This window comes from Chondrinema litorale, assembly GCF_026250525.1.
GTDB lineage: Bacteria > Bacteroidota > Bacteroidia > Cytophagales > Flammeovirgaceae > Chondrinema > Chondrinema litorale.
The window spans coordinates 121054-136147 of record NZ_CP111052.1; the positions used below are offsets into that span (position 1 = coordinate 121054).

At 36.0% G+C, this 15094-nt stretch carries 10 protein-coding genes; 4 read left to right on the top strand and 6 right to left on the bottom strand.

The window, feature by feature from the left end; translation table 11 throughout:
• Positions 1-204: 204 nt before the first annotated feature.
• Complete coding sequence (locus tag OQ292_RS31670) at positions 205-2436, top strand: alpha-N-acetylglucosaminidase (RefSeq protein ID WP_284688139.1); 2232 nt, start codon at positions 205-207, stop codon at positions 2434-2436.
• Between the two features lie 135 nt (positions 2437-2571).
• Here the strand turns inward: OQ292_RS31670 and OQ292_RS31675 are convergent, their stop codons facing one another.
• Together OQ292_RS31675 and OQ292_RS31680 are read right to left on the bottom strand one after the other, a co-directional pair.
• Positions 2572-4833 (bottom strand): xanthine dehydrogenase family protein molybdopterin-binding subunit, encoded by a 2262-nt coding sequence (locus OQ292_RS31675; protein ID WP_284688140.1) that lies wholly within the window; start codon positions 4831-4833, stop codon positions 2572-2574.
• 22 nt (positions 4834-4855) lie between these two features.
• Positions 4856-5311, bottom strand: coding sequence for a (2Fe-2S)-binding protein (locus OQ292_RS31680; RefSeq protein ID WP_284688141.1), 456 nt, complete (start codon positions 5309-5311; stop codon positions 4856-4858).
• 437 nt (positions 5312-5748) lie between these two features.
• Between OQ292_RS31680 and OQ292_RS31685 the strand changes: the two genes are divergently transcribed.
• The 3 genes from OQ292_RS31685 to OQ292_RS31695 all read left to right on the top strand — a co-directional run bounded on the left by OQ292_RS31685 (position 5749) and on the right by OQ292_RS31695 (position 9145).
• A complete protein-coding gene (locus OQ292_RS31685) occupies positions 5749-6342 on the top strand; it encodes a DUF2911 domain-containing protein (RefSeq protein ID WP_284688142.1) in 594 nt (197 codons plus the stop codon).
• 233 nt (positions 6343-6575) lie between these two features.
• Positions 6576-7040 (top strand): (2Fe-2S)-binding protein, encoded by a 465-nt coding sequence (locus OQ292_RS31690; RefSeq protein ID WP_284688143.1) that lies wholly within the window; start codon positions 6576-6578, stop codon positions 7038-7040.
• A gap of 2 nt (positions 7041-7042) precedes the next feature.
• Positions 7043-9145: a xanthine dehydrogenase family protein molybdopterin-binding subunit gene (locus OQ292_RS31695; RefSeq protein ID WP_284688144.1), complete on the top strand. Its 2103-nt coding sequence runs from the start codon at positions 7043-7045 to the stop codon at positions 9143-9145.
• Here OQ292_RS31695 and OQ292_RS31700 read toward each other — a convergent pair.
• From OQ292_RS31700 to lacZ, 4 genes are all read right to left on the bottom strand, one after another.
• A complete protein-coding gene (locus tag OQ292_RS31700; protein ID WP_284688145.1) occupies positions 9137-9589 on the bottom strand; it encodes a transposase in 453 nt (150 codons plus the stop codon). The two genes, OQ292_RS31695 and OQ292_RS31700, sit on opposite strands and share 9 nt — an antisense overlap.
• Complete coding sequence (locus tag OQ292_RS31705) at positions 9562-10254, bottom strand: helix-turn-helix domain-containing protein (RefSeq protein ID WP_284688146.1); 693 nt, start codon at positions 10252-10254, stop codon at positions 9562-9564. Before OQ292_RS31705 ends, OQ292_RS31700 begins: the two co-directional genes overlap by 28 nt.
• A 256-nt stretch (positions 10255-10510) precedes the next feature.
• Positions 10511-11506 (bottom strand): ISAs1 family transposase, encoded by a 996-nt coding sequence (locus OQ292_RS31710; protein WP_284688147.1) that lies wholly within the window; start codon positions 11504-11506, stop codon positions 10511-10513.
• Positions 11507-11913: 407 nt separating this feature from the next.
• A complete protein-coding gene (gene lacZ / locus OQ292_RS31715; protein ID WP_284688148.1) occupies positions 11914-15051 on the bottom strand; it encodes a beta-galactosidase, LacZ type in 3138 nt (1045 codons plus the stop codon).
• Positions 15052-15094 lie beyond the last annotated feature (43 nt).

The window sequence follows — 15094 nt, forward strand, 5'->3', positions numbered from 1 at the left end:
TTAAAGAAATAATATTTCAAATATTTGATAAATACTCGTTTGTATACGAAGTAATAGTAAAGTTTTCACCACTTTCAAATTGGAAGTGGTTTTTTTTCAATATAAGATTAAATTTGTAGTACATATATACTTATTCAGCTTAAATAAGAAACAAGTGTGCCACTTTTATCCAATTACTTTCCAAACATAAATTATATAAACACATTGAAATCAATCAATATCTTATACATACTCCGCTTTTTAACAAATATTATTCTATTTCACTATTTGTTGTTTTCTTGTACTAAAACAGTAGAAGATGGAGTTTCCGTCGAGCTAAAGCCAGTTTATCAAACGCTAGAAAGAGTGATTGGCAAAAGAGCTGCTGAATTTGAGCTTGTGCTTTCTGATAATAGTTATGAGGAGTTTGTAGAGATAGAAGTAGTTGACAATAAACCTATAATTAAAGCTTCTTCAACTGTAGCATTAAGTTATGGCACTTATCATTACTTAAAAAGTGTACATGCTTTGCAGTTTAGTTGGGAAGGCAAACACATCGCACTCCCAGAAAACTGGCCAGATTTTCTAAAAACTAAGCTCACAGTTCCTTTCTTACATAGGCAATATCTAAATGTTTGTGCATTTGGTTACACTACTCCTTGGTGGAACTGGCAAAGATGGGAACAAGAAATCGACTGGATGGCCTTGCATGGAATAAACATGCCAACTGCCATGGAAGGTCAGGAAGCCGTGTATTTAAAACTTTGGCAAGAAATGGGTTTAGAGAAAGATACTATTGTAAATTATTTCGCTGGCCCTGCTTTTTTACCTTGGCACCGCATGGGAAATATCAATGGTTATGGAGGCCCTTTACCTATAAATTTTATAGAACAAAAATCTGATTTGCAGAAGAAAATACTCAATAGAATGCGTAAACTGGGTATGAAGCCCGTTGTGCCAGCATTTAGTGGTTACGTGCCTAAAGGGATTAAAAAGGAATTTCCAGATGCTAAAATAACACAGTTAAAATCTTGGAACGAAGGCATGGAAGGTACTTTTTTGCTTGATCCCACCGATCCGCTTTTTAATAAAATTGGCAAAAGGTTTATCGAACTTTACAATGAAATGTATGGGCAGGCCGATTTTTATCTGGCAGATTCGTTCAACGAAATGAAACCACCAGTTACACCTGAGAATAAGAAAGAACTTTTGGCAAAGTATGGAGAGGCTGTTTACAAACCCATTGCCAGTGCAGCTCCAGGAGCTACTTGGGTAATGCAAGGTTGGCTTTTTGGCCACGATCGCGAATTTTGGGATAATCCATCAGTAAAAGCTTTTTTAAGTAAAGTACCGAACGACAGCATTATTATTCAAGATTTTGGAAACGATCGCTATCCCGATGTTTGGAAAGACGCTGAAGCATATGTAGGCAAACAATGGACTTACGGATATGTACACAATTATGGTGGTTCTAATCCTGTATATGGCGATTTCGATTTTTATAATGAAGAGTATAAAAAACTGGTTGACAACCCACAAACAGGCTCGCTTGTTGGCTATGGTGTGTTACCAGAAGGGCTCAATAACAATTCTGTAATTTATGAGTATTTGTACGATTTACCTTGGACGAAAGAAGGACTCAACTGGAATACTTGGATAGATAATTATTCGCAAGCTCGCTATGGTAAGAGTAATGATAAAATCTTGAAGGCATGGGATTTACTAAAAGATGGACTCTTTAGTACTCGATACTGGTCTCCTCGATGGTGGAAAGATGATGCTGGTGCTTACTTATTTTTTAAGCGACCAACCACAGATATAGTAACATTTGAAGGGCATCCAAGTGAGTTAACCTATATTCCTCAGGCTACTAAATTGCTTTTAGAAAATGTAGAGAGCCCTCAAAAAGACTCATTATTAATTTATGATGCCATAGATGCTACTAGGCATTATGTTTCTATAAAAATTGACTCATTGCTAACTGAAACTGTAAAGGCTTATCAAAATAAAGACTTTGCAAAAGGAGACAGTGTATTAAACAAGATTGAATTTATAGCGACAAAGCTAGATAAGCTAATTGGGTATCAGCCATTTAACAATGTAAACTATTGGTTACAAAGTGCCTACGACTTAGGGCAAACAGAAGAAGAAAGCTGGTTTTATGTGCAAAATGCAAGAACTCAAATTACAATTTGGGGAGGCACAACTTTAAAAGATTATGCTTCAAAATCGTGGCAAGGTATGTATAAAGATTTCTATTTGCTGAGATGGAAAATGTTATTTACTGAACTTAAAGAAAACATCTTATCAGGAAAACAATTTGACATAGCAGCAACCCAAGCAAAAATCAAAACATGGGAACAAGATTGGTGTAAGCAAAAAGAAATACCAGCCCATATTAGTTCAGAAAACCCTGTTGAAGATATGTTGGAGCTTTTTGAAGAGCTAGAAAAGTGATGAAAATTACAGAGATATTGACTATTTATTCAAACTAGACGAAATAACTAATCTCTGATAGACAGAATATTTTTAAATTATAAACAAGCTAAGGGTTTACTTTCTAAACCCTTAGCTTGTTATATCAAAGTATAATCAACGCATTTGTTGGTCATTCACCATGAATGGTTGGTGATAGAAGCGTTTTCCATTTGCTTTATACATGGCATTAGCTACAGCTCCAAAAATTGGCGGAAATGGAGGTTCACCAAGTCCTGTTGGATCAATATCATTTTTCACAAAATGTACATCAATCTCTTTAGGAGCTTCACTATATCGAATCATTCTGTAATTATGAAAATTACTTTTTTCTGGCATTCCATCTTTAAATGTCATAGCACCAAATAAGGCATTTCCTATACCATCTACAGCAGCACCTTCCACCATATTTTTAGCTGCATCTGTATTGATAACTACACCACAATCTACCGCACTTGTAACCTTATGAACAACAGGTTTACCATTTTGCATTTCCATGTCAACCACGTGTGCTACATAAGAATTATGGCAGAAATAAGCCGCTACACCTCTACTTAAATTAGGATTTTGCTCGTTGCCCCAACCAGATTTTTCTTTTACCAGTTTTAGTACACCAGCATAACGATCTACATCATAATCGTTTTGCTCTCCAACTGGGTTTGCTTTTGCTTTTTCTAGTAATTCTAACCTAAATTCTATTGGGTCTTTACCAGCCGCTTCAGCTACTTCATCGAGAAATGATTGCTCTACTCCACCAATAAAGTTTGAGCGTGGAGCTCTAAATGCACCAATAGTTATATTAGAATTAATTGCCCATTCTTCTGCAACATAGTTATCTACAGCACCAGCAGGAAATCTGTTAGCATGTAATGGACTCTCAGGAATACCGCCTGCTTTTACCTGAAAAGCAACCAGATTGTTATTTTCATCTAAAGCCGCTTTATAAGTTGCATGATATGCGGGACGATAGATACCGAATGTCATGTCATCTTCTCTGGTATACACCATTTTAATTGGTGCTTTTGCTTTTTGAGAAATTAATGCAGCTTCTACTAAATAGTGATCATAAGCTCTTCTTCCAAAACCACCGCCCATCCGTGTCATGTGAATTTCAATTTTTTCTTTTGGCAAGCCAAGTCTGTTTGCTAATGTTTGTTCGGCAAACTCAGGAGCTTGTAATGGACCTGCCATTTCAGCTTTATCTTCTGTTACATGAGCAAAGAAATTTATTGGTTCCATCGTGTTATGCGCAAGGAATGGGGCTGAATAAGAACGCTCTATTACTTTGGCTGCATTCTTAAATATCTCATCAGGATTTCCATCTTTTCTTACTACATTACCAGGTTTAGAAGCCATCTCGTTCATTTTTGCCATATGATCTGAGCTGTTTTCTTTACCAGCAGGAATGGTAACTGTAGATTTACCTCTCCAACCTGCAATTGTAATCTGAGATTCACTAATAGGTTTCCACTCTACTTTTAAGGCTTTTTTCGCATTCATTACTTCCCAAGTAGTATTTCCTACTACAACTACCAACTCAGGAAATGCATCTGTGTCAAACCCTCCTCTTTCGAAATCCTTATCAAATGTTTCTATAGTGAAAACATCTTTTATTCCCGGCATTGTCTTAGTCACTGAATCGTTTACTGATTTCAGTTTCATACCAAATGCTGGAGGGTGCACAATCATGGCAATAAGCATCCCTTCTTTTTGATAATCCAAACCAAATAATGGTTTACCCATAACCAGATTTTTACCTTCAACATTTTTTTGTGAGGTACTGATTATGCTAAAATCTTTAACTTCTTTTAGTTGTACTTCTTCTGGTATAGTTATTTTACCGGCTTCAGATGCCATGTCGCCATAACCAGCAGATTTATTACTTTTTTTATGATGAAGTATTCCGGCTTCAGTTGTAATTTCTTCAAAAGGAACCTGCCAAGCTTTTGCGGCAGCTTCTTTAAGCATATGTCTGGCAGTTGCCCCAGCCATGCGGAGAGATTTCCAACCTTGTCTTACAGATTGGCTACCACCAGCAAATTGGCGAGTATATAAATCGGTATTAAATGTTGCTTGTTCTACCACCACATTTTTCCAATCTACATCAAGCTCATCTGCGATAATCATTGGTAATGAGGTTTTTACATTCTGGCCAAACTCTGGGTTAGGAGCCATAATTGTAACTAAACCATTTTCTCCTATTTTTAAAAAGGCATTTAGATCAAACCATTCTTTGGGCATGGAGAGGAGTACTTCGGAAGGCGTTGTATTAGTTTGGCAAGAGGTTAACCAGTTAAAGCCAAGCATCATTCCACCACCACTTAATGCAGAAATTTTTAAAAAGGAACGTCTACCAACTGATGTTTTAAAAGTGTTCATTTTCAGATTCTTTTGAGGTGAATTATGCAATTGTTGTTGACTTAATAGCTTTTTTGATACGCGTGTAGGTACCACAGCGACAAATGTTGCCATTCATAGCAGCTTCAATTTCTTCATCACTTGGATTAGGATTTTTATTTAACAAAGCTGCTGCACTCATTATTTGTCCTGTTTGGCAGTATCCGCATTGAGCTACATCTTGCTCTAACCAAGCTTGTTGCACTGGGTGATCTGCATTTTCAGATAAGCCTTCGATGGTAATGATTGCCTGATCTTGAACTGCCGAAACTGGTAACTGGCAAGACCGAACAGCATTTCCGTTTAGGTGGACAGTACATGCCCCGCACTGAGCAATACCACAGCCATATTTAGTTCCTACCAGATTGAGATGTTCTCTTAAAACCCAAAGCATAGGGGTAGCTGGGTCTACATCTACTTCTTGTTGTTTACCATTGATGTTTAAATTAAAAATTGCCATAATAGTCGATTAAAACGAAAAATTTATACGCATAAAAATTTTAATGTAAGGTAAAAAATAATCAGCTGGTGAAATTAAACATATCAAACAATTAGTTACGAAAATCAAACAGTCGCACATTGTTTGAAAAAGGTGTGTATTATAAATTTAAAATAATTATGGTTGAAAAAATAATACTTGTTTAAATTTAGTCTGTAAGACTAGCTCCAACATATTAAGTTCAATCAATTAGCTACGCAAATCAAATATTGCTAATTACTTATTGGCTAACTGATTTATTAAATCTATTGTTTTTAGCTTCTCAAATTCACCATTTTCAACTCTTGCAATCACGGTTCTAAAAATACTAATTAAAACTTGTATTGCTATAGCCTTTTTAAATAGCTGTATTTTTCTCTACTTTTGATCATATATGTATAATTTTTTAAACAAACAGTATGAATACGGCAAATCTTAAATTCATTTTGGCTATCGCCTTTTTAGGGCTTCTAAGTTTCTCAGGCAACATTCAAGCACAAGACAAAAAAATACAGCCAAGCCAAAAAGCAAGTGTTACACAATTTATTGGAAATGATACAGAAATTACTTTTACGTTTAGCCGTCCGGGTGTAAAAGGCAGAAAAATTTATGGTGGAATCGTACCTTTTGGAATGGAGCCAGCAAATAAATACTCTGAGAAGCCTTTCCCTTGGAGAGCAGGAGCTAACGAAAATACAACTATTGAAGTTAGTACAGATGTGAAAATTGAAGGTCAACCTTTAGCTGCTGGTAAATATAGTATTCATACAATACCAGGAGAAAAAGAATGGGTTGTAATTTTTAACAAAGTAAACGACCAATGGGGAAGCTACAAATACGATGAAAAAATGGATGCTTTACGCATTAAAGTAGCATCTCAAAAAGCACCATTTGAAGAGTGGTTAAATTATGGATTTGGTGACATTACTGATAACAGCACAATTGCTTATTTTCATTGGGAAAAATTAAAAGTGCCATTTAAAATAGAAACTGCAGAGCAAACTACTAATTAATTTTTGCTCCAAACGATTTAATACATATAGGCTCAAAAGATTATTATAAATCTTCTGAGCCTTCTTTTTTCCCTATACTTTGTAAATTCTTCTCTTTTAAATGTCATTGAAAAATGTTAAATTCTAGTATTGTTTGAAATTTGTAATTATTGGTTTGAATTGTATAAGCGTACAGCAAAACAAACTAGTAAATTACGATATAGAAATAGAATTTAATAATTGATCTATAAACAATGGCAGTTTTTAAACTCAATATTAATGGCGAACAAAGAGAAGTTGATGTTGATCCTACAACTCCTTTACTTTGGGTACTTCGCGACCATTTAAATCTTGTTGGAACTAAATATGGTTGTGGAGTAGGTCAATGTGGCGCTTGTACAGTTCATTTTAATGGCAACCCAGTACGGTCTTGTTCCATGCCTGTATCAGCAATAGCAGACAACCAAATTATTACTATTGAAGGTTTAAGCGAAAATGGAAATCATCCGCTCCAACTTGCTTGGAAAGAACTGGATGTTTCTCAGTGTGGCTATTGCCAAGCAGGTCAACTAATGGCAGCAGCAGCTTTGCTAGAAAGCAATCCCAACCCAACCGACGATGATATCGATACTTCAATCACAAATATCTGTAGGTGTGGAACGCATGTGCGTATTCGAAAAGCAATCCATTTAGCGGCCAATAACTCAAATGTAAAATAATTATGGAGACTAAAATATCCAGAAGATTTTTCTTAAAAGCATCTAGTATTGCTGGAGGTGGTATGCTACTTAGTTTTTCTCTTCTAAGTCAAGATGCTGCCGCCCAAGGTGTTGAAGATATAGAAGCTACTATTAATTCTTATATCAAAATTACAGGGGATGGTAAAATTATTTTAATGGCACCTAACCCTGAAATTGGGCAAGGAGTGAAAACCTCTTTACCCTTAATTATTGCGGAAGAGCTCTGTGTAGACTGGAAAAAAATTGAAGTTGAATTAGCTCCATTAGATAGCAAATATGGTAGCCAAAGAGCTGGTGGTAGTGGAGCCATAAGAAGTAGGTTTGCTCCTTTAAGAACTGTAGGAGCTGCAGCTCGTGAAATGCTTATATCTGCTGCTGCTCAAACTTGGGATGTACCAACGTCTGAATGTACTGCCGAAGATGGTACTGTTACACATAAAGCAAGTGGCAAAAAACTAACCTATGGTGAGTTAGCCACAAAGGCAGCGACATTGGCCGTACCTGAAAATCCGACATTAAAAGATCCAAAAGATTTTAAATATATTGGCAAACGTATAGGTGATGTAGATGCTGATAAAATTGCAACAGGTAAACCTCTTTACGGTATAGATACACGCAAAGAAGGTATGCTATTTACAATGGTAGCTCGTCCACCTGCCTATGGAAAAACTTTAGGTTCTGTTGATGATTCTGCTGCGCTTAAAGTTGATGGAGTTAAAAAAGTAGTTAAGCTTGATAATTCTGTAGCTGTACTTGCTACTTCTACTTGGGCTACTAAAAAAGGTAGAGATGCTTTAGTAATAAAATGGGAAACTAGTGATAAACTAGAAAATACATCTGAGCATTTTGCAGGTTTTAAAGAACTGCTTGAGAAAGGAACAACCTCTTATTCTAGAAACGATGGTGATGTAGATGCTGCCAAACAAAATGCAGCTAAGATATTGGATGTCACCTACGAAATACCAACCCTTTCACATGGGCAAATGGAACCGCTAAACTTTTACGCTGATGTGCGTGATGGTAAAGCCGATTTATATGGCCCTACTCAAGTGCCCGAAAGAGTAAAAAGAGATATTTCTAAGCAATTAAATATTCCAGAAGATAACATCACGATTGGAGTTCCCCGCCAAGGTGGAGGATTTGGTCGCAAATTGATGGATGATAGTGCTGTTGAAGCTGCCATTATCTCCGCTAAAGCACAAAGCCCAGTTCAGGTACAATGGACTCGTGAAGATGACATGCAAAACGACTTCTATCGTCCATCAAAAATGTATCGCTATCGTGCTGCTCTTAGTACAGACAAGTTGCTTACTTGGCATCAATCAGGTGTGGCAATTGGTCGTGGAGTCAGAGGTGATAGCTATGTTGCTGGAGCTTTGGAAAATTATAGGTCTGATAGTCAGGGTTATTCTAGTAACACCCCTACTGGTTGGTGGAGAGCACCCGGTGCTAATTCATTGGCATTTCCTGCAGAAAGCTTTATGGATGAAGTTTGCATAGCGTTGAAAAAAGACCCTGTGGATTTCCGTCTTGAGTTTTTTGAAAAGGCAAAAAAAGAGCCTATTGGCAAGATCAATTACGACCCAGATAAATACATCAGTGTTGTAAAACTTGTTTCAGAAATGGCAAATTGGGGAACCACACCACCTGATGTATATAGAGGTTTTGCTACTTGGTATTCATTTGGTTCATATGCTGCGCAGGTAGTTGAGATTAAAATGATTGATGATAAACCAAGGGTGGTAAAAGTATTTTGTGCGGTAAATTGCGGTACAGTAATCAATTTAAGTGGTGCAGAAAATCAAGTACAAGGAGCCATTGTAGATGGAATTTGCCATGCCATGTTCCCTAAAGTTACCTTTGTAGATGGAGCAGTAGTTGAAACCAACTTTGATAAATACAAATTCCTAAGGATGAAAGATGCTCCATTGGATATTGAAGTAAAATTTGTTGATTCTAATGATGCGCCAACTGGTTTGGGAGAGCCTGCCTTACCACCAGTAGCTGCTGCTATTGCCAATGCAATATTTGCCGCAACAGGCAAAAGAATCCGCTCAATGCCCATTGCAGATCATTTAGCTTAAATCAAAAAGGCTATATAGTTCAGCACGCCAGGATTTGGGATTTTTCATACGATTGAAATTTGAGGGAAATAAGCGATCAAATTGATCAGCACTCACTTCTGAATTCATTTTTTCTAAGGTATTTTCAATTTGGAGCTTAAAGGATTTTTTATCCTTACAGTAATGTTTTCCTAGCTCTTTTTTCATCCACTTCCATAGTCGCTCAATCAGATTTAAATTGGGGGAATATGCTGGTAAATACACCAATTCAATATTCCATACTTCGGCATCTTCCTTTACCCAATCACATTTTTGATATCGAGCATTGTCTAAAATTAAATAAAGCTTTTTATCCAGGTTCTGATAATGATAATTTCTTATCCATCTCATGTAATCAGTAAGAGTTCCAGCCCTGATGGAAGTGTCATTAATCAGACTTAGTATTTGCCTGTTGGCCAGATCCAATCCACCCAGAACATTAATACGATGCTCGGCACCCGATAACGGCCATGTAAAGTAGGATTGCAACAGGGTTTTTGACTCCATAAGAACCGTTCAAACTTACCTTGAACAAAGTGAGCACTATCTAAAAAAAGTAGATCAACAGACCCACAGGCCGCTTTACCAAGAAATGGAAACAAGGTTTCTGTTTTGAATTTTTCTTGTTCTTTTAGCCAGTCTTCTGACAATTTACCTCCTGGAAAGGGCATGGTTTTTCTGTACCTGAACCCTAGTTCTTTAATGAAAATTCTTACTCGATGCAGGCTTCGCTCAATCCCTAATTCTTGTCTGATCCATTCTCGAATTGCCGAGATACAATCCGGTAATATATTATTGATCGCTTTACAGATTTTGTCCTTATGTGCCATTAATTTGGAAACCGGTTTTTTATAGTTAAAACGGCTCAGTAATTCTAAACCTCCTTCATTATAAAGACGAATATATTTGGTAATAATGTTTGGTCTCACCCCTAAAATATTAGCACATTCTCCTCGTCTAAATCCTTTATAAAGTAACCATATCATATGAAATCTATCCCGGATTATTGGGTTTTTATGTTTTGCTTCCAGCCGGTTTCTAAGCATATTTGCTGTACGAGCATTAGCTTTGCTGATCTCTATTGGAAGCATTATTTATAGTTTGGTCACTTAAATATAATGCTTCCTTTTTTATCGCAACCTAGCGTTGCGGGCTATATATACACTCAATGCCTATATGTAGCCTTTTTTTATATTAGATTTTAGGCTATAGGGCATTTTCATAAAAATTAAATTAGGCATTTCAGCGCTAATTTTCTATCATAATTCATGTCTTCTCTGAATGCCTTAATACTTTCTCTATTATTATGTTTCCTAACTAAGTTTACAGCCACATTAATAATAGCAGCTACTGCTCTAGTTCTCCATTTATTGAAGCACTTAATACTGTCTTCTCCAAATATTTTGTCCCGTATATAGTGATCAGCTTCAATACTCCCCGCGGGGGCCGCCAGTGTGCCCTTACAGCTTGGAATAACTCTATTCCAATATCTTTACAATTACGGTGAGTCACCTTGTTATTAGAGATATAGTAATAAGTACCTACGTTTTTATTACCTGTTTTCAAATTAGTTCGTTCTCGTTCTACCACCATAAGTTTAGCTACTCCGCTATTATTCCAAACTCTAGCAAACCAACTTGGATCTATGTGATAGCAATAGCCTTTTCTTCTCTCTATTCGGCCATGTCCTTTCTCATATATTTCTTCACTCCAAAATGTCATTTCAGTTTGATGGATCTCTTTACAAGCTTCTAGGAGGTGTTTTTGATTAGCCTTAACTTGAGCCAGATAAGTACCCTGTCTTTGGTGAATGGCTGTCATCAGATGAGCACTAGTATGTAGTGCATCCAGACTGTAGCAACATTTTAGTGACTTTTGGTTTTCAAAATATCTTTTCACCAGTGCCTTTTCAGAACTCTTTGAGCCATCATAATAACAAATGACTTTACTACTACTATCATGATGATTGAGTATTCTTACTATATTCTCAGACCGTTTTTGCCCTGCAACCCCATCTATGCTCCCTCGTAATTCCTTCCCATCAATAGCAAACCAAGAGTCAATACCATTTTTATGTTGATGGCTAATGCTTATTCCAAAAAAGTCTTCATTTAATTGGTTATAGGAATGAAAGTCGAGTAGCTCTAATAGTCTACCCAATTGACTCCGAGAAATACATTTGTGAACTACTAATCCCAATTCATTAGCTAGATAAGTATATTCTTTTTCCATCATTCTGTGCACTGAAGAAACTGTAATATGACCTGTTAAACGTAACATACTATATAAAAAACAATAAAGTACAAAAGCTTGATCATGTCTCTTACCTCTATTGTCTCTCATGTCCAACAATTCTTGTAATTTTTGGTAATAACTACTAGTTTCGTTTTTTTAGGTTGTTTCATACTATCTTATTGTGCGGCTGCAAGCAATGTGAGAATTCTTTTTTGATAGTATAACAACCTAATTTTTTATCCAAACTTTTTTATGAAAATACCCTGTTTTAGGATATGATGTACATAATAGAGTTGTTCTTATGTAACTTGCTGATTATCAGTATTGATTTTTTTGCAACTACTTACGAAAAATAGACCAACACCTTTATTAGTATTTCTAGATAGTTTTGAAACCTGATAGAATCTTATAACTTATTGATTCTCATACCAGAACAAGTCAAATAACCCATTACATACATTTTTCAAACTTTCCTGATTTCGCCTTATATGAAATCAGGAAAGTTTATAAATCATTCAATTATCAGGTTCACTATTTTTTTCGAGCTTAATAATAAAACTATAGGAATAGTTATTTCCTAAAAGCCTGTACTGCTCGTGTGGGAGTTTTCCCCAGCTATCGTCTCCTCCTAATCCGCGTTGGGCAAGATCGATGTGGAGAGTTACAAAATCTTGATAAACAATATCTGTAGGATGCATTTGTCTTTTATGCGAACCTTCATCTATATCTTCGGTTTTTACATTTAATGCACTAAAACTCAATGGCTGCTTACCTTCGATTAATAAACTGTTTCCTTGATTATCTGATAATTTAATCCATCTAGTATCTGTATGGTAGCCAAATTCTTGTGGCCTAATGTAAGGCATCTTTTGCTCATTCACTTTAGCTTCATAAATTCCGGTAAACGAAGCGGTATTTCTATCAGAATAGTTTTCTTCGGGACCCCTACCATAATATTCGAGATAATTATACGATTTAGGCAATTGTATTCTCATTCCGAAACGTGGAATTTCTGGTAGCTCTTCCTCAGCTTTTAAGGTATTTGTAACTTCAATAGCACCATTATTCAGAATGTTATAATCTATAGTATAGGTAGCTTTGCCATCTAATAAACTGTAGATAACTTTAATCGGTTGCCCATTTTTATTCTGCTTGCCTACTTCTACTTTTTCTAGTTTTCGCTCAGTACCAGCGTCTCTCCAAATAGCCGATTTTTCGGGCATTCTGTTTCCATAATCATTATCGGTTGTTGCTCTCCAAAAATATGGCTCTGGAAATTGATCGATTTCCTCACCATCCAAACTAAGGCTTTCAAAAGTGCCATTATTTGTATCAAATACGCCAGAAATATTTTCAGAAGTAAAATTTAATTTCCCATTTTTATTCTTCACTTTTAATTTTCCTTCTATATTAGACACTTCACCAAATATATCTCCTTTACTTAATACTAGTTGCTCACGAGCAATTTCATGCTTGGCAGGAATCATCTCTGAAGTATTTTTAGTAAAAGCAAAGATATTTACAAAGTACTCATCTTTAGATTCTGGTGTAATATCTCCGAAATCAATCGCTTTTTCAATAGATGAATGAGGGGCTAGCTTAATAGAAAAATTGCCAGTTTTTTCGACTTGACCATTTTTAACAAGCTCCCATTTAAAATCAAACTGATCTAGGTTTGTAAAGTCATAAAGATTTTGGATTTGGACTTTACCAGCTTCTTTATCATCCCAACCAAACAAAATATTCTGATATACTTTTTTAACCTCAGTTAATGCAGGATGCGGAGTTCGATCTGATGCAACTACTCCATTGGCACAGAAGTTATTATCATTTGGAAGATTTTCGCCACCAAGATCTCCACCATATGCCCAAAAAACCTCTCCTTTTTCATTTTTTGTTTTTAAACCTTGATCTACCCAATCCCAAATAAAACCACCTTGCATGTGATTACTACCCATTATTACATCCCAATATTCTTGAAAATTTCCATTGCTATTTCCCATCGCATGAGAATATTCACACATTATAAAAGGTCGAGTTTTATCTGTTGCATCGGCATATTTTTTCATGTGCCCCATACTCGGATACATAGGTGCAACTATATCTGTATTCCAATCTTCACCAGCTTGCTCAAACATGGCTACTCTGCTATTATCTCTGGCTTTTAACCATTTGTACGCATCGTGAAATACAGGTCCATTGCCACACTCGTTGCCCATAGACCAAATAATAACCGATGGATGATTTTTATCTCTTTCTACCGATCTTTTAATTCTGTCTAGATGTGCCGGAGCCCATTCGGGTAAATATGTCGGATGCTGCTTTTTATCGAACCATGCCTGAAATTCTGCACCCATACCATGTGTTTCAATATTTGCCTCAGCTACCAGATACAATCCATATTTATCACAGAGTTTATACCAATCTGGATGTTGAGGATAGTGGCTTGTACGAACAGCATTAATATTATGCTGTTTCATTAACTTAATGTCTTTCAGCATGGTTTCCATATCGGGTACATGGCCAGTAACATCATTATGGATATGCAAATTTACCCCTTTTATTAATACAGGTATTCCATTCACTAGCAATTGTGCATTCTTGATTTCCACAGTTCGAAAGCCAATTTTGGTTCCTGTAACTAGGGTTGTTTTTCCTTCAGCATCTTTTAAACTGATGAGGCAAGTATGTAGATGAGGTGTTTCTGCACTCCACATCTTTATATTCTCAAATGTGCCGGTGAAGTTAACTGAATCTGTTTTATCAAATAACTTTTCTTCTGAGTAAATCGGATTACTTCCATCTTCATCAAAAATTTCTAACAATACTGCCCCCTTTTCAATTGCACTATTAAATGAACGCAGGTTAACTGTTGCATCCATCACGCCATTCTGATACGATTCATCTAAACTGGCATTTACAAAAAAGTCCCAAATAGTTTGCTTAGGTAAGCTATATAAATACACATCTTGCTCTATACCACTAAGTCTCCAAAAATCCTGATCTTCCAAATAGCTGCCATCGTGCCAGCGATATACTTGAACTGCCAGAAGATTTTCTCCTTCTTTTAAATATGGTGTAATATCAAATTCGGCTGGAGATTTAGCCACTTTGCTTATACCTACTTTTTGCCCATTTACAAACACAAAAGCAGCCCCACTAATCGAGTTAAAATGTAAAATTACTTCTCTACCTTTCCAATTACTCGGAATAGTAAATTGCTTTCTATAAGTGCCCACAGAGTTATCACCTGTTATTTTTGGAGGATTTTTAGGGAAAGGATAGTTTACGTTTGTATAAATTGGAATACCAAAACCTGCTATCTCCCAATTAGAAGGAACCTGAATATTATTCCAATTTTTATCGTCTAAATCAGTCTTGTAAAAGTCTTTAGGTCTGCTAGTTACATCTTTTGAAAAAGTAAATTTCCAATCTCCATTTAATATTTTATAGTAGGCAGACTTTTCGTAAACATCATTTATAGCTTCTTTTGGAGAGTCGTAAACCATAAATGATGCATGGGGTGTTTCTTTGTTTATTTCTACTATTTCAGGGTTCTCCCAATCGTTTTTTTCAGTTTGTGCACAAGCTATTTGAGACATTAAGAAAAGAATAGAAATAGCTGAAAAAAGGGCATTTTTGATTGTTAGCATTAATTTATATGATTTTGTGATGTTGCTTTATTCTTCGCTGATT

Coding starts and splice junctions, on each gene's coding strand:
- OQ292_RS31675 (WP_284688140.1), bottom strand. CDS start 4,833: ATGAACACTTTTAAAACATCAGTTGGTAGACGTTCCTTTTTAAAAATT.
- OQ292_RS31680 (WP_284688141.1), bottom strand. CDS start 5,311: ATGGCAATTTTTAATTTAAACATCAATGGTAAACAACAAGAAGTAGAT.
- OQ292_RS31685 (WP_284688142.1), top strand. CDS start 5,749: ATGAATACGGCAAATCTTAAATTCATTTTGGCTATCGCCTTTTTAGGG.
- OQ292_RS31690 (WP_284688143.1), top strand. CDS start 6,576: ATGGCAGTTTTTAAACTCAATATTAATGGCGAACAAAGAGAAGTTGAT.
- OQ292_RS31695 (WP_284688144.1), top strand. CDS start 7,043: ATGGAGACTAAAATATCCAGAAGATTTTTCTTAAAAGCATCTAGTATT.
- OQ292_RS31705 (WP_284688146.1), bottom strand. CDS start 10,254: ATGCTTCCAATAGAGATCAGCAAAGCTAATGCTCGTACAGCAAATATG.
- OQ292_RS31710 (WP_284688147.1), bottom strand. CDS start 11,506: ATGAGAGACAATAGAGGTAAGAGACATGATCAAGCTTTTGTACTTTAT.
- lacZ (WP_284688148.1), bottom strand. CDS start 15,051: ATGCTAACAATCAAAAATGCCCTTTTTTCAGCTATTTCTATTCTTTTC.